Below are 15108 nucleotides of genomic sequence, written 5' to 3'. Positions count from 1 at the left end.
CGGCGGGTACCGGATCCGGTCCGGCCGGAAGCGTCGCCGGTGTGGCACAGCTGGTGTGACGCAAGGGTTTTGACCTGCGGTGATCCTGTGCCTGGAGCGAGTCCGGGCGGTCGGACCCCGCCACGGGCGCGAGACCACGACGGACGGGGCGGTCCGCACGGCTGGGAGCGGTGCCCGGGAGGCGTCCGAGTGACATCCGAAATGTCGGGCCGCACGCGTAGCCTCTTCGCGGATCCGCGGGCGGCGCCCCCGGCCGCCCTCCCCGAACCCCCTCACCGTAGGAGCCTTCATGCACGAGCACCCGACCGTCCGCGTCTTCCGCACCGAACGGCAGCGGGCCCGGACGGGGGAGTGGCTGGCCGACCACCGGCTGGTGGTCGGGTTCGAACCCGGCGGGGCCGTGCCGTTGGCCCAGCTCGGCTGGCGCGACCTCGACGGCGCGGAGGCGGTGGTCGGGTTCGAACCCGGCATGACCGCGTTCACCGGCACGCGGACCACCGCGGACGGCGCGTCCCACGCCTGGCGGGGACGGCTGGTGGAGCGGCTCACCGACCGCCCCGTCCACAGGTTCGGCGTCGAGGGCGCGGACGGGGAGGAGGAACTGCGGCTGCTCATCGAGGACGGCGGCTCCCCGGCCGCGCGGGTCACCTGGGCCGACCGCGAGGGCGGCGGCGGTGCGGTCGCCCTGCGCACCATCGCCCTGGAGGAGGCCGGTAGCGGGGAGGAGGTCACCGGCGGGGTGCGCGAGGTGCGGGCGGGCAACGAGCACACGCGGGCGGGCGAGGTCGCCGCCAACCTCCTCGACGACACCTCCTCCAAGTGGCTGAGCTGGCGCGACGCCGACTGGCTGGAGTTCACCATGGCCGAACCCGTCAGCGTCCGGCACTACGTCCTGGTCTCCGCCAACGACTTCGCCGACCGCGACCCCCGGAACTGGGCGCTCAAGGGGTCGGCGGACGGCCGGACCTGGGTCACGCTCGACACCCGTTCCGACGAGTTCTTCCCCGGCCGCCACCACGCCCGCGACTTCCACGTCACCGACCCGGCCGCGGACACCCCCTACCGGCACCTGCGGCTGGAGATCACCGGCAACTGCGGCGGCTCCGAGATCCAGCTCAACCGGGTGCGCTTCTTCTCCGAGGGCCGCACCTACGAGGCGTTCGACGGACACCGCTACACGGCGGGCGGCGCGCCCTCCCCGTACGGGGGGATAGCTCAGGACCTGCCGGCCCGCGTCCCGGCCACCGCCGAGCAGTGGCGGGCCTACCTGGCCGGGTACAGCGCGGACATGCTGCGGGTCCTGACCGAGGAGGAACTCCCCGGGACCACCGCGGAGCAGCGCGCCGCCTCCTGGCTGGGCTGCGACGGCGCACCCGAGGAGCGGATCGCGGAGCTGGAGGAGCGGCTCGGCAGGCGGCTCCCGCCCGGTTACCGCGCCTTCCTGGAGGCCTCCGACGGCTGGGGGCCCGCGAGCGCGTTCGTGTACGGCCTGCGCTCCACCGCCGCCGTCGGCTGGGCGGCCGACCTGGAGGACGAGTGCGGTGTGGACGAGTCCCTCGTGGCGGGGGAGGGCGGACCCGTCGGACCGCTGCTGCTGGTCTCGGCCGAAGGGGACGCCCAGGACTGGGTGCTGGACGCGGGCGACGTCTCCCCCGACGGGGAGTGGGCCGCCTACACCTGGTCGAGCTGGAACCCCGGCCCGGGGGAGCGCCACCGCTCCTTCGCCGACCTCGTGGCCGCCGAACGCGCCTCGTTCGAGGAGCTGCTCGGTGCGGAGGGGCGTCCGGTGCACCCGGAGGGAGCGCTCGAACTCCTGGCCCGGGGCCGCCGCGCCGCGCTGGAGGGCCGGGTGGAGGAGGCGCTGAACGCCCTGCGCCGGGCCAGGGAGAAGGGATCGGGCGCCGCCGCCTACCTCGAAGTCGTCCTCGCGGCCTTCCTCGACGTGCGGGGGGCGCACCACAGGCTGCGCGGCCTGCTGCACCGCCCCCACGTGGTCGCCGAGGTCGGCACCGGGCGGATCGAGGCCGAGGCGGTGCCGCTCTACCTGCACAGCGCCGGTCTGGACACCCCCGGCGGCGCGGCCTACGCCGAACGCGCCCTGGCCGGGGCCGTGCCCGGCCTCGACATCCCCTCCGGCGGGACCGAGCGGCGGGAGTGGCTGGCCTCCCGCCGGCTGCCGGAGCCGCCCGCCTTCGAGCGCGCCCTGGACACGGCCCGCGAGCTGGCCGCCCGCGGCGCCACCGACGAGGCCTGGGCCGCCGTCGAGGGGGCCCTGTCCGGGTGGTACCCCCTGGAGCCGAACCGGATCGCCCCGGTGGTCCTGCTCACCGACCCCGCGCTGCGCGAGGTGGTCACCCCGGCCCGCGCCCGGGAGGTGGCGTTCACCCCGCGCGGCCTCACGTCCGCCGCGGGGGAGGCGGTGCGCCGGACCCAGAGCGCGGACTGACCCGCCGCGTCCGGGGGCTCCGGCCGGGCCCCGGTCCGCCGCGGCCGCCGCTGAGCGACCCGTGCCCGCCCGCGCCGTCCCCGGGCGCGGAGGTCCTCCAGACGGTCCCCGCAGACCGATGCGCGCCCGCCCGCGCCGTCCCGGGACAGGGGGAGCGGCGCGGGCGGGCGCGGATCAGCCCTGTTCCAGACCGCGCAGGTACTCGGCGAACTTCTCCAGGCCGTCGATGTTGCGCGGACCGGAGATGCCCTCGTTGTAGTCCAGGACGAAGAAGTTCTCCTCGACCACCGCCGGGACCTCGGCCATCGCGGGGAACGAGGTCAGGAAGTCGATCTTCTCCTGCGCGGGCTGGTCGCCGTAGTCGAGGATGATGATGACCTCCGGCTCGGCCTCCACCACCGCCTCCCAGCCGACCTGGGTCCAGCGCTCGTCGAGGCCGGCGAAGATGTTCTCCCCGCCCGCGCGGCTGATGATGTCGTTGGGCGGGACCTGGCTGCCCGCGGTGAAGGGCTGGTCGGTGCCCGAGTCGTAGAGGAACACGGGGACCGGGTCGCCGGCGGGGGCCTGCTCCTCCACGGCGGCCACCCGCGCCCGGTAGTCGGTGACGAGCTCCCCGGCGCGGTCCTCGACCCCGAAGATCCGGCCCAGCCGCTCCAGGTCGGTGTACAGGCCCTCGAAGGGGGTGACCTCCTCGGGGTGCCCCGGGTAGTTGAAGCAGGACTCGGTGTGCATGAAGCTCTGGATGCCGAGACCGTCCAGGATCTCGGGGGTGATGCCCCGCTCCTCGCTGAACCCGGAGTTCCACCCGGCGACGACGAGGTCGGCCCCGGCGTCCACGACGAGCTCCCGGTTGAGCAGGTCGTCGCTGAGGAACTCCACCCGGGCGTACTCCTCGGCCCAGGGCGACTCCTCCACCGGCGGGTTGGCGGGGGGCATCACGTACCCGTGCACGTGGTCGGTGAGGCCGAGGGCGAACAGCTTGTCGGCGCTCCCGGCCTCGTAGGCCACGACGCGCTGCGGGGTGGTGTACTCCATCTCCTCGCCGCACCGCTGCACGGTGACCGTGCCCGCGGCCGAGGCCTCCTGCCCTTCCTCGACCTGGGCTCCGCACCCGGCGACCAGGACGGCCACAGCGGTCAGGGGCAGCAGCGAGCGGTGGGACGCGCGGGTCCCGAGGGGTGTCCGGTGTGTCACTGGAGGCCTTTCTCGACGGCGGGGAGCAGCCGGTACAGCAGCTGGGGGTCCCCGGTCAGGGGATGGGGGACGACGGAGGCCTCGATGCCGAAGACCTCCAGGAGCAGGGCGGGGGTCAGGACCTGGTCGGGAGCGCCCGCGGCCACCAGTCGGCCCTCGTGGAGCACACCGATCCGGTCGCAGGCCGCCGCGGCCAGGTTGAGGTCGTGCAGGACCACCAGGACGGTGAGCCCCGAGTCCCGGAGCAGGGACAGCAGCGCGATCTGGTGGCGGATGTCCAGGTGGTTGGTGGGCTCGTCCAGGACCAGCACGCTGGGCTCCTGGACCAGGGCGCGGGCCACCAGCACCCGCTGGCGCTCGCCCCCGGACAGCTCCATGACGCCCCTGTGGGCCAGGTGGGCCACCTCCAGGCGCTCCATGGCCCGGCGGCACAGGTCGCGCTCGCGCGCGTCGAGCGGCTGGTTGCCGCGCAGGTGCGGGGCGCGCCCCAGGGCGACGACCTCCTCCACCGTGAAGTCGAGGTCGCTGCCGCTCTCCTGGGTCAGGGCGGCCACCCGCTGGGCGCTCCGGCGCAGGCTCAGGGAGGACAGGTCCTCGTCCCCGACCCACACGGTCCCGCCGCTGGGGCGCAGCGCCCGGTAGACGCAGCGCAGGGCCGTGGACTTGCCCGAGCCGTTGGGGCCCACCAGCCCCACGACCTGTCCCGCGGGCACGTCCAGGGAGAGGCTCTCCACGATCCGGGCGCCGCCGAGCTCGACGGACAGCCCGTCCAGGCGCAGGTCCATCATCGTCCTCCGAACAGGTAGCCGCGGCGGCGCATGAGACCGAGGAACACCGGTACGCCGATCAGGGCGGTGATGACGCCCAGGGGGAGTTCGCGCGGGGCCACCACCACGCGGGAGAAGAGGTCCACCCAGACCATGAGGAGCGCGCCCAGCAGCGGGGCGACGGTGAGCACGCGCCGGTGGTCGGCGCCCACCGCGATCCGCACGATGTGGGGGATGACCAGGCCGACGAAGCCGATCGCGCCGCTGACGGCGACCATGGCCCCGGTCATGACCGCGGTCACCGCGAACAGGACCCTGCGCTGCCCGGCCGCGTCCACTCCCAGGCTCGCCGAGGTCTCGTCGCCCAGGGCCAGCACGTCGAGCGGGCGCGCGAGGCCGCGCAGCACGAGGATGCCCAGGACCACCACGACGGCCACCACGGGCAGGGAGCTCCAGGTGGCCGCGCCGAAGCTCCCCATGGTCCAGAAGAGCACGGTGGCGGTGGCCTCGCTGCTCGGCGCCAGGTAGACGATCACGCTCATCACGGCCTGGAAGCCGAAGGAGAGCGCCACCCCGGTGAGCACCAGGCGCAGGGGGGTGACCCCCGTGGGGGAGCGGGCGACGAGGTGGACGAGCAGCGTCGCGCCCAGCGCGCCCAGGAAGGCCCCGGCGGAGACCGCGTGGATACCGAGCGCGGACAGTGCGCCCAGCACGCTGACCAGTACCGCGCCGACGGAGGCGCCCGAGGAGACCCCCAGGATGTAGGGGTCGGCGAGGGCGTTGCGGACCATGGCCTGGACGGCCACGCCCACGACCCCCAGACCGGCCCCGACGACGGCGGCAAGCAGGACCCGGGGGGTGCGGATCTGCCAGATGATCTGGTAGCGGACCACCTCGTCTGCCTGGATCACGCCGCCGCTCAGGGCCGCCCACAGGTAGCGCACCGTCTCGGCCGGGGGGACCACCGCCGATCCCAGGCCGATGGCCAGCACCGCGGAGACCGCGAGGAGGACGCCGAGGACGACCGCGGCGGTGGCCGTGCCCGCCCGTGTGGCCAGCCATCTGACCCCGGCCGGGCCGGTCCGCCCGGACGCCGCGCCGTCGGGTGCCGCGTCGTCGGGCATCGGGCGCGTCCTGCCAGGCGGGAGGGACACGTGCCTCACCTGGTTTCTCCTCCCGCTGGGTCAGCAAAAACGATAATGGTTTTCATATTAGGGCAAAGTCGGTTCCGTCGGAACGGCCGGGGGCGGATGTGTGCACACGGCGACCCCTTTGTCCGAAACCGGCTCGGGCGTGCGCGCGGGGCCGTCCTCCGGGGCGGGTGCGCGCTGCGGACGTCTCCGCGGGATCGCGGGGCCCCGACGTGGGCGGAGGGCGTCCCGCCGCCGGTCGCGGGCCGGAACGGGCGGCAACGGCCCCCGTCTCGGGTTCGGTCGATAGCGCCTGACCGGAAGGCTGTGGACGGCAGAGCCGATTCCGGTGCGCCGATGCGCCGGACTCTCCCGTATCGCCCTGGTGCGCCCTGCGGTCAGCGGCGGGACGGGCCGCCCGCGGGTTACCCGTGTGCACTCTCCGGAAACGAACGATTGCGACCCGTAGTCGAACCCGAAGGAGGCTCGCGTGCGCGCCACCGTGGGCACCGCCGCCGCCGCCGCCGTCCTGTCCGCCGCCGTGCTGGCGCCCGTCACCGCACCGGCGCCCGCCGCCGCGCACGCCGCCGAGGCGGTCCCGCTCGCCGTCGCCGTCGCCGGCCTTCCCGTCACCGACGAGAACCGGCAGGGATACGACCGCTCCCTGTTCCCGCACTGGGCCGACACCGACCGCGACGGCTGCAACACCCGCGCCGAGGTCCTGATCGAGGAGGCCGTCGTCATGCCCGAGGTCGATGAGCGGTGCCGCCTGAGCGGCGGACAGTGGGAGTCCTACTACGACGGGCGCGCGCACACCGAGGCCCGCGCCCTGGACATCGACCACATGGTGCCCCTGGCCGAGGCCTGGGACTCGGGCGCCTCGGAGTGGACCACCGACCGCCGCCGCGACTACGCCAACGACATGGGCGAACCGGTCGCCCTGGTGGCGGTCACCGCGGCGCAGAACCGCTCCAAGGCCGACAAGGACCCCGCGCAGTGGCTGCCCGCCTCGGCGGAGGCGCACTGCCGGTACGTCACCGAGTGGACCACGGTCAAGGTCCGCTGGGCCCTGACGGTGGACCCGGCCGAGCACGAGGCGCTCGTCGCCCTCGCCGCGGAGTGCCCCGACGCCGTGGTCGAGGCGGAGGCGGCCTGACCCGCCCGGGGCGGAGGCGGCCAGCGCGGGGTCCGGCGGAGCGCGCCCGGGCCGGGGCGCGCCCGGGAGACGGAAGCTGGCTGGCCAGGTGGCGCGTGGGAGCGCGTTCATCGCCGAGAGGGTTGGCTCAGCGTGATACACACGCTACCGAACGTGAAAAGGAAAGCCGCGTTCTCTGCATCCCTCAGACCATGTGGAGGAAACACCGCATGACCCTGCCCTGTCACAACCCCGCGGAGGCCGCGCGAGCGGCCTCCGCCCTGGACCTGAGCCGGGCCCGCGACCTCCCCGGGGAGGCGCAGTGAGACGCGAGGCCGTCGTCACCGGCATCGGCGTGGTGGCGCCCGGAGCGATCGGCGCGTCCGCGTTCTGGGAGATGCTCACCGCGGGACGCACAGCCACCCGCCACGTCACCCTGTTCGACGCGTCCGACTTCCGCTCCCGGATCGCCGCCGAGGTCGACTTCGACCCCGCCGCGCACGGACTGGACGAGCACCAGGCCGAACGCATGGACAGGTACGTGCAGTTCGCCGCCGTCGCCACCGCCGAGGCGTTGGCCGACAGCGCCCCGCCCCTGTCCGAGGTCTCGCCCTGGCGCGTGGGCGTGAGCATGGGGACGGCGGTCGGCGGCACCACCCGCCTGGAGAGGGACTACGTCCAGATGAGCCGGGGCGGCGCCGACTGGGTCGTCGACCCCGAGGCCGCCTCGCCCCACCTGTACCGGGCGGTGACGCCCAGCGCCCTGTCCGGGGAGATCGCCGAACTGGTCGGCGCGCGCGGACCGGTGCGCACGGTCTCCACCGGCTGCACGTCCGGCCTGGACGCCGTCGGCTACGCCGCCCAGGCCATCGAGGACGACCTCGCCGACGTGGTCGTCGCGGGAGCGGCCGAGTCGCCGATCTCGCCCATCGCCATGGCCTGCTTCGACGCCATCAGGGCGACCTCGGACAGCAACGACGACCCCGCGCGGGCCTCCCGGCCCTTCGACCGCGAGCGCAACGGCTTCGTCATGGGCGAGGGCGCGGCCGTCCTCATCCTGGAGGAGGCCTCGATCGCCCGCCGCCGGGGCGCGCGGATCCGCTGCCGGGTGGCGGGCTTCGCCAACCACGGCAACGCCTTCCACATGACCGGCCTGCGCCGCGAGGGGCAGGAGATGGCGCGGGCCATCACCACCGCCCTGGACCAGGCGCGGCGCCCGGCCACCGACGTGGACTACGTCAACGCCCACGGATCGGGCACCGTGCAGAACGACCGCCACGAGACCGACGCCGTCAAGCGCTCCCTGGGCGAGCACGCGCGGCGGGTGACCATGTCCTCCATCAAGTCGATGGTGGGGCACTCGCTGGGCGCGATCGGCTCCATCGAACTGGCCGCCTGCGTGCTGACCATGGACACCGGCGTCGTGCCGCCGACCGCCAACCTGAGCACGCCCGACCCCGAGTGCGACCTGGACTACGTGCCGGTGACCGCGCGCGAGCGGCGCACCGACGTGGTGCTCTCCGTGGGCAGCGGCTTCGGCGGCTTCCAGTCCGCCGTCGTCCTCGACCGGGGCAGCGAGGTGCGCGTATGAGCACGGTCATCACCGGACTCGGCACGGTCTCACCCGCCGGGGTGGGCGTCCCGGAGTACTGGGAGGCGGTCCGGGAGGGGCGATCGCTCCTCGCGCCGATCCCCGACTTCGACACCGACGGCTTCCACGTGCGCGTGGGCGGGAAGATCCCCGGCTTCGACCCGCACGACCACCTCGACGGCCGCTACGTCGTCCAGACCGACGCCTTCAGCTGGTTCGCGATGGTCGCGGCCGGCGAGGCCCTGCGCGACTCTGGGCTGGACCCCGCCGCCGACCCCTACGCGGTCGGCGTGCTGATCTGCAGCTGCACGGGCGGCGTGGAGTTCGGCCAGCGCGAGATCGAGGCCCTGTGGAGCAGGGGCCCCGACCACGTCGGCCCCTACCAGTCCATCGCCTGGTTCTACGCGGCGAGCACCGGACAGATCTCCATCAGCAACGGCCTCAAGGGCATGTGCGGGGTGCTGGTCACCGACGAGCCGGGCATGCTCGACGCCCTGGGCCAGAGCGAACGGGCCCTGCGGCGCGGGACCTCCGCGATGCTGGTCGGCGGAAGCGAGGCCCCGATCGGCTCCCCGTTCGCACTGGCCTGCCACGCGGGCGCCGAGGTCCTCAGCCGCGGCGAGGACCCCCGCACGGCCTACCTCCCCTTCACCGAGGGGGCGGTCGGCCACGTCCCGGCCGAGGGCGCGGCCGTCGCCGTGGTGGAGGACGAGGCCGCCGCGCGGGCGCGCGGCGCCAGGATCCGGGCCCGGGTCGCGGGGCACGCGAGCACCTTCGGCGGGGTCGGATCGTTCGACCCGGGCGGTGCCGGACTCCTGCACGCGGCCCGGGAGGCGATGCGCCGGGCCGCCGTCGCCCCCGAGGACGTGGACGTGGTCTTCGCCGACGCGGTGGGCACGCCCAAGGCCGACGCCGACGAGGCCGCCGTGCTGCGCGAGCTGTTCCCCGGCGGGGTGGCCGTCACCGCGCCCAAGACCGGCTTCGGACGCGCCTACGCCGGGTCGGGCGCGCTGGACGTGGCCGCCGCCGTCCTGAGCCTGGAACACCAGGTCGTACCGCCCACACCCAACGTCCCCGACGCGCCCAGCGGACTGGACCTGGTCGTGCGGGTGCCGCGCGCCGCGCGCCTGCGCACCGCGCTGGTCCTGTCGCGCGGCCTGGGCGGCGGCAACTCCGCCGTCGTCCTGACCCGCCCCGACCCGGTCTGACCCGCGTCGGTCTGACCCGAGCCAGGCCGACGAACAGACCCGCACCCGGCACGCGGACCGGCACCTGACACGGCACGCGCACCGGGACCCGAACCGACACACGAGATTCCGAGGAGACCCATGCCCGACAGACACATCGAGATGGAGGAGCTGGTGGAACTCATGTCCGCCTGCGCCGGTGTCCGGACCGACGCCGCCACCGCCTCCGCGAGCACCTTCGACGAACTGGGGATCGACTCCCTGGGCGTCATGGGCATCGTCGCCGAGATCGAGCGCCGTGTCGGCCGCAAGCTCGGGGCGGACGCCGAGGCGTCACCCTCCCCTGCAGTGCTGTCCACCCTCGTCAACGGGGGCGTCGCGGCCCCCGCGAAAGGAATGTGATCCCGTGCCCGGAAGCATCGAGCACAGCGTCGTCATCGACGCGCCCTACGACTTCGTCTGGGAGCTGACCAACGACGTCGCCTCCTGGCCCCAGATCTTCACCTGGCACTCCTCGGTGGAGATCCTGGAGCAGGACGGCGACACCACGCGCTTCCGCGTCACCAAGCAACCCGACAAGCAGGGGCGCGTGTGGAGCTGGGTGTCCGAGCGCACCGTGGACCGCGAGGCGGGGGAGGCGTGGTCCCACCGCGTCCAGACCGAGGGCTTCGAGTACGTGCGGATCCACTGGAACTACGAGCAGGTTCCGGAGGGCGTGCGGCTGACCTGGAGCTACCAGTTCGCCATGAGGCCCGACGCGCCCTTCGACGACGAGCAGATGACCGTCAAGTACAACCAGAACGTTCCGACCGAGATGGAGCACATCAAGAGGAACGTCGAGGCGGCGGCGCGGGCCCGGATGGAGGAGGTCACCACCTGAGCGGCGCCCGCTGACCGGTGCCCGCCGTGACCGCGGCCGCCCCCGTGCGCAGCGCTCGGGGGCGGCCGCGGCCGCCTTCACCCGTTAGGGGTAAGGGGGTAGGGCGGGGGCGGTCGGGGACCTCCGGAGGGCGGCCCTACCCTGGTGGAGTCGGTCCGGACGGGATCCCGGACCCCGGACGGAACCCGCCGTGCGCGGCGGAGGCGAGGGGAGGAGACGCTGGTGGCGAGCACGTACGCCCTTGTCCCACCGCTCCTTCCGCGTGGCGCGGCGCCCACGGTGGGAGCCGTGGGCAGGGCCGCGCGCGGGCGCTCCGCGCACCCCGGCCTGGCCTGGGTGCGGATGCTGCTCCTGGTGTCCGTGCTGCTCGGTGTGGCGGGAATGCACACCCTGGGGCACGCGTCCACGGACACGGAGCACGCCTCTCCCGTCTCCACCGCCTCGGTCGTGGCGCACGCCGATCCCGTTCCGGAGGAGCGGGCCGCTCCTGCGGCCCACGCCGCGTCCGAGGCCGGTGCGCACGCCGCCCCCGTTCCGGAGGCGCACGCCGCCGCGGGCGGGTACTCCGACCCGGACGCGCACGCCGCCTCCCCCGTCACCGACCCGACGACGATGTGCCTGGCGGTGGCCGCCCTGGTGGCCGCCCTCGTCGGGCTGGCCGCCGTGGTCTTCCTCCCCTGGCCGGGAGCGCTGCCGAGGCCGCCGTCCCCGACGCTCCGGCGGGCGGTGCGCGTCGCGCCGCCCGAACCCCCGTGTCTGGCGAAGTTACAGGTGCTGAGGGTGTAGACGCCCCTCCCGGGTGGTGCGGTGGCCCCACGCGCCCCGACACCCGGTCCCGAGCCCTGTTCACCTCGCCGTGGCGCCCCGCGCCATGCGCGAAGAAGCCATGAAGAAGGACCGACGATGACCACGCAGTTCCGTACCCGCGCGTTCCCGGCGGCTCCGGCGGCACTGGCCGCCGCCCTGTTCCTCGCCTCCTGCGGCGGCGGGGAGGCCCCCGACCCCGCGCCCGGGTCCGCCGAGCAGTCGGCGGCCGAGTTCAACGACGCCGACGTCGTGTTCGCCCGGATGATGATCCCCCACCACGAGCAGGCCGTGGAGATGTCCCGGCTCGCCGAGGACCGGGCGGGGGAGGAGGTCGCGGCCCTCGCGGCCGAGATCGAGGCCGCCCAGGGGCCCGAGATCGAACAGCTCCGGGGGATGCTGGACGCCTGGGGGGTCGAGCCCGAGGGCGACGGGGAGCACCACGGCATGTCCGGGATGATGACCGAGGAGCAGATGGCGGAGCTGGAGCGGGCCGAGGGGGAGGCCTTCGACACGCTGTTCCTGGAGCTGATGATCGCCCACCACCGGGGCGCGGTCCGGATGGCCGAGGACCAGCTGGAGAACGGCGTCGATCCCGAGGCCGGTGAGCTGGCCCGGGAGGTCGTCGACGCCCAGGAGGCCGAGATCGAGGAGATGGAGGCGATGCTCGGCCGAGGTGGCGGCTCCGGGGAGGACGGCACCGGACAGGGCGGTTCCGGACAGGACGCCGAGGGGGACCACGGCGGTCACTGACCCGGCCCGACCCGCGGCGGGCGCCGGGACCACCCGGCGCCCGCCGCGGCCCTCCCCCCGGGTTTGCCCCGGCGCCCGCCGGTTAGTGGGAGTGCGGACCAGGGCCGGGGGCGCCCGCCCCCGGCGCCGCACGACGCCGAGGGGGAACGCCATGAGCGTGGCGAGCCGGATGCTGGAGACCTATCCCAAGGACCTGGGCGGGGTGGACCGCGAGAGGCTGCGGGCCTGCATCGAGGCGTGCTTCGAGTGCGCCCAGGCCTGTACCGCCTGCGCGGACGCCTGTCTGAGCGAGGACGGGGTCGCCGACCTCGTCAAGTGCGTCCGCACCGACCTCGACTGCGCCGACCAGTGCGAGACCACCGGCCGGGTGCTCTCGCGTCACACCGGTTACGACGCCAATCTGACCCGCGCGGTCCTGGAGGCCTGCGCGCAGGCCTGCAAGACCTGCGCCGACGAGTGCGAACAGCACGCCTCGATGCACGACCACTGCCGGGTGTGCGCGGAGGCGTGCCGACACTGCGAGCGGGCGTGCCGTGAGCTGATCGACACGCTCTGACCCCTGCCCGGAAGGCGGTTCCGGACCGTCCGGACGGCGGGCCGGGCCGCCCGTGGGGGGGGCGCGTCGCGGCCTTCGGGGCAGGGCGCGCCGCTGGGGCCGTCGCGGCCCCTGCGCTCAACGGCGGCCCCGGGCCCGGTACTGCTCGACGAGTTCCTCGTGGTCGCCCGGATCGGCCTCGACCAGATGGGCGGTGCGCCCCAGCTCCGCCCCGATCCGCGCCGCGATCTCCTCCGCCCCGGCCCGGGTGGCGTGGAGGCCCGCGACGACCGTGTGGCCGGTCCCCACGGGGTCGTCCTGCTCCTCTTCCGTGCGCGGACCCAGACTCCAGGGCACCTCGCACGGGCCCGTGTGCGACGGGTCGGGGCACAGGAGCCGCGCCACCGGCTCCTGGAGCGCGAGCACCTCGTCGAGGCTGTCGTATCCGGGCACCAGGACCTCGAAGACGCGCGGTCCGTCCGCCATGTGCCACCCCCTGTGGTCGAGCCCCCGACGGTACGCGCCGCGGCCCCGCTCCGCACGCGGATTTCCGGCACGGGTGCCGGAACCGCCCGGTTCAGGCCTCCGCGACCTCCGGCAGGACGGAGCCGAGCAGCTCGACCGCGCGGCGGGGGTCGGAGAACCCCTGGCCGTACACGTAGGCGACCGAGAGCCCGGTCGCGGCCAGCTCCAGCAACCGACGGACCAGCGCGTCCCGCGTGGTGTCGGGGGTGACGGAGAAGGTCGTGGTCCTCTCGATCCGGTCGTAGTCGCGCCCCAGGTCCTCGCAGTGCCGCCGGAGCACGTCGAGCTTGTGCGCCGCGTCCGGGCCGCCGAAGATGTTGCACGCGTCCGCGTACTGGGCGACCATGCGCAGCGTCTTGCGCTCCCCGCCGCCGCCGATCATCAGGTACGGGTGCGGTGTGGAGATGTTCTGCGGCGAGTTGAGGGTGCGCTCCAGCGTGTGGTGCCTGCCCCGGTAGGGGCCCTCGTCCCCGCCCCACATCTGGAGGCAGATCTGGACCGTCTCCTCCAGGCGCTCGAACCGCTCCGCCGTGGACGGGAACGGGATACCCAGGCCGTGCGCCTCGTCGGCGTACCAGGCGGCCCCGATGCCCAGCCCGGCGCGTCCGCCGGACAGCGTGTCCAGGGTGCTGATCTGCTTGGCCAGCACACCCGGTTCGCGGTACACGGTCCCCGTGACCAGGGTGTGCAGGAGGACCCGGTCGGTGTGCGCGGCCAGGAAGCCCAGGGTGGTGTACGCCTCCAGCATGGCGTTCTCCTGCGGGCCGATGTCCCCGCCCATCTGCCAGAAGTGGTCCATCACCGTGAGCCGCGAGACGCCCGCGGCCTCGGCGGCGCGGGCGGTGCCGGCGAGCGCGGGGCCGATGGCGGGCGTTCCGCCGTCCCAGGTGAAGTCGGCGACGTGCATACCGAGTTCCATGCGTGTCCTCCTCGACGCGTGCCCGGAGGGTCCCGGACGGGCCCAGTCTGCTGCCTGCGCCCCGTGCGTGCCTGTGTGTGACACGGCCCGGGACCGGGGTCTTCCGGAACGGCGCCGGGGTGCGGTGCCCGAGGCGGGCGGGCGGTTTCGGGTGCGTGTGGCGCCCAAGGCGGAATCGGGGCGCCGGGGCGCGTGGTGTTCGGGTCGCGCGGTCAGCGCCGGACGCCCAGGGTGTGGCGCAGGACGGCCTCGATCTCGCCCACGGTGGGGGTGTCCCCTCCCAGCAGCACGCGCGCGCACAACCCGTCCGACACCGAGGGGAAGGCCTCCACCGCGACCGGATCGTCGGTGTGGCGCCGGGCGATCTCGGTGAGGGTCTGCCGCCAGCGCAGGGCCATGGGGCGCAGCGCGGGGCGGCGCGCGGCGAGCAGCGTCAGCTCCCGTTCGGCCAGGGCGCGGCGGCGGTCGGGCCCGGCGGCCTCGGCGATGAGCTGTGCCAGGGTCGCGAGGTCGTCGCCGTCGGCGTCCATGACCCGGCGCAGCTGGGCGATGTAGGAGTCCGAGGCCACGGTCAGGGCGGCCACGAGCAGGTCGTCCAGGGTGGCGAAGTAGTAGGCCACCGAACTCGCGGGCACCCCGGCCTCCCCGGCGACCGTGCGGTGGGTGGCCCCGGAGACCCCGTCGCGTTCGATGACGCGCAGGGCCGCGGCGATGATCGCCTCCCGTTTGCGTTCGCCCCGGGCGCGGCGTCCGTCGACCCGCGCACCGGTCGTTCGCGTCATCTCCGCCTCCAGGGCCGCGTGCTGCTCGGCTCGCTGGAGTCTAGCAGCGCGCGCTCCCGGCGTGCGGGCGGGCGACGGGCCTCAGGCCGCTCCGAGCTGCAACAACACCACCCCGAGGGTCGCGAGTCCGATGCCCGCGGACTGGGTGCGCGTCAGCCGGTCGCCGAGGAGGAGGGAGCCGGCCAGCGTGACGGCGACGACGCCCGCGGCGGCCCAGACGGCGTAGGCGAACCCGAGGTCGAGCCCTTCGAGGAGGGCCAGTGAGAACAGGTAGTAGGCGCCCAGGGCAGAGGCGACCGTCAGCGCCGTCGGCAGCAGCCGGGTGAACCCGTCGGAGTAGCGCGTGGCGAGGGCTCCGACCACCTCCAGGGCCACGGTCCCGGCGAGGAGGGCGTAGGCGAGCAGCATGCTTCCTCCCAGATGTTTCGCGTCGGAGCAGAGCCTCACACAAAACGAACGA

The 15108-nt window shown here is 74.5% G+C and carries 16 protein-coding genes; 9 read left to right on the top strand and 7 right to left on the bottom strand.

Annotation, left to right across the window (positions count from 1 at the left end; all coding sequences use genetic code 11):
- The first annotated feature begins 289 nt into the window (after nt 1–289).
- A complete protein-coding gene (locus tag UIS43_RS15045) occupies nt 290–2446 on the top strand; it encodes a discoidin domain-containing protein (protein ID WP_370010418.1) in 2157 nt (718 codons plus the stop codon).
- Nucleotides 2447–2620: 174 nt separating this feature from the next.
- Here the strand turns inward: UIS43_RS15045 and UIS43_RS15040 are convergent, their stop codons facing one another.
- Genes UIS43_RS15040 through UIS43_RS15030 form a run of 3 tightly spaced genes read right to left on the bottom strand, consistent with a single transcriptional unit; the run spans nt 2621 to nt 5531 of the window.
- Nucleotides 2621–3640: an ABC transporter substrate-binding protein gene (locus UIS43_RS15040; protein WP_370010415.1), complete on the bottom strand. Its 1020-nt coding sequence runs from the start codon at nt 3638–3640 to the stop codon at nt 2621–2623.
- The gene (locus tag UIS43_RS15035; RefSeq protein WP_117197876.1) at nt 3637–4425 is read right to left on the bottom strand and encodes an ABC transporter ATP-binding protein; all 789 of its coding nucleotides are present in this window, start codon (nt 4423–4425) and stop codon (nt 3637–3639) included. The genes UIS43_RS15040 and UIS43_RS15035 overlap by 4 nt, the downstream gene beginning before the upstream one ends.
- On the bottom strand, nt 4425–5531 hold the full coding sequence (locus UIS43_RS15030) for an iron ABC transporter permease (RefSeq protein ID WP_013155272.1): 1107 nt from the start codon (nt 5529–5531) through the stop codon (nt 4425–4427). Before UIS43_RS15030 ends, UIS43_RS15035 begins: the two co-directional genes overlap by 1 nt.
- 496 nt (nt 5532–6027) lie before the next feature.
- On the opposite strand from UIS43_RS15030, the gene UIS43_RS15025 reads away from it, so the two are divergent.
- From UIS43_RS15025 to UIS43_RS14990, 8 genes are all read left to right on the top strand, one after another.
- Nucleotides 6028–6693: an HNH endonuclease family protein gene (locus UIS43_RS15025; RefSeq protein ID WP_370010411.1), complete on the top strand. Its 666-nt coding sequence runs from the start codon at nt 6028–6030 to the stop codon at nt 6691–6693.
- Between the two features lie 301 nt (nt 6694–6994).
- The gene (locus UIS43_RS15020; RefSeq protein ID WP_370010408.1) at nt 6995–8263 is read left to right on the top strand and encodes a beta-ketoacyl synthase; all 1269 of its coding nucleotides are present in this window, start codon (nt 6995–6997) and stop codon (nt 8261–8263) included.
- Entirely contained in the window at nt 8260–9471 is a 1212-nt protein-coding gene (locus UIS43_RS15015; RefSeq protein WP_071622845.1) for a beta-ketoacyl synthase N-terminal-like domain-containing protein, read from the top strand. The genes UIS43_RS15020 and UIS43_RS15015 overlap by 4 nt, the downstream gene beginning before the upstream one ends.
- A 120-nt stretch (nt 9472–9591) precedes the next feature.
- A complete protein-coding gene (locus UIS43_RS15010; protein WP_013155267.1) occupies nt 9592–9852 on the top strand; it encodes an acyl carrier protein in 261 nt (86 codons plus the stop codon).
- 4 nt (nt 9853–9856) lie between these two features.
- Nucleotides 9857–10330, top strand: a complete 474-nt coding sequence (locus tag UIS43_RS15005; protein WP_013155266.1) for an SRPBCC family protein — start codon at nt 9857–9859, stop codon at nt 10328–10330.
- A 288-nt stretch (nt 10331–10618) separates the two neighbouring features.
- A complete protein-coding gene (locus tag UIS43_RS15000; protein WP_117198564.1) occupies nt 10619–11116 on the top strand; it encodes a DUF6153 family protein in 498 nt (165 codons plus the stop codon).
- A 117-nt stretch (nt 11117–11233) separates the two neighbouring features.
- Entirely contained in the window at nt 11234–11887 is a 654-nt protein-coding gene (locus tag UIS43_RS14995) for a DUF305 domain-containing protein (protein WP_370010403.1), read from the top strand.
- Between the two features lie 151 nt (nt 11888–12038).
- The gene (locus UIS43_RS14990; RefSeq protein ID WP_370010401.1) at nt 12039–12443 is read left to right on the top strand and encodes a four-helix bundle copper-binding protein; all 405 of its coding nucleotides are present in this window, start codon (nt 12039–12041) and stop codon (nt 12441–12443) included.
- Nucleotides 12444–12560: 117 nt separating this feature from the next.
- On the opposite strand, the gene UIS43_RS14985 is transcribed toward UIS43_RS14990, so the two are convergent.
- From UIS43_RS14985 to UIS43_RS14970, 4 genes are all read right to left on the bottom strand, one after another.
- Entirely contained in the window at nt 12561–12908 is a 348-nt protein-coding gene (locus UIS43_RS14985; protein WP_370010398.1) for a hypothetical protein, read from the bottom strand.
- A gap of 91 nt (nt 12909–12999) precedes the next feature.
- On the bottom strand, nt 13000–13866 hold the full coding sequence (locus tag UIS43_RS14980; RefSeq protein ID WP_370010396.1) for an LLM class F420-dependent oxidoreductase: 867 nt from the start codon (nt 13864–13866) through the stop codon (nt 13000–13002).
- Nucleotides 13867–14078: 212 nt separating this feature from the next.
- Nucleotides 14079–14648 (bottom strand): TetR/AcrR family transcriptional regulator, encoded by a 570-nt coding sequence (locus UIS43_RS14975; protein WP_013155260.1) that lies wholly within the window; start codon nt 14646–14648, stop codon nt 14079–14081.
- An 81-nt stretch (nt 14649–14729) separates the two neighbouring features.
- Entirely contained in the window at nt 14730–15056 is a 327-nt protein-coding gene (locus UIS43_RS14970; protein ID WP_370010394.1) for a multidrug efflux SMR transporter, read from the bottom strand.
- Between the last annotated feature and the right edge of the window lie 52 nt (nt 15057–15108).

This window comes from Nocardiopsis sp. LDBS0036, assembly GCF_041228755.1.
Taxonomy (GTDB): domain Bacteria; phylum Actinomycetota; class Actinomycetes; order Streptosporangiales; family Streptosporangiaceae; genus Nocardiopsis; species Nocardiopsis dassonvillei.
The sequence above is the reverse complement of the archived record's forward strand: the minus strand, read 5'-3'. Positions and strand labels throughout refer to the sequence as shown.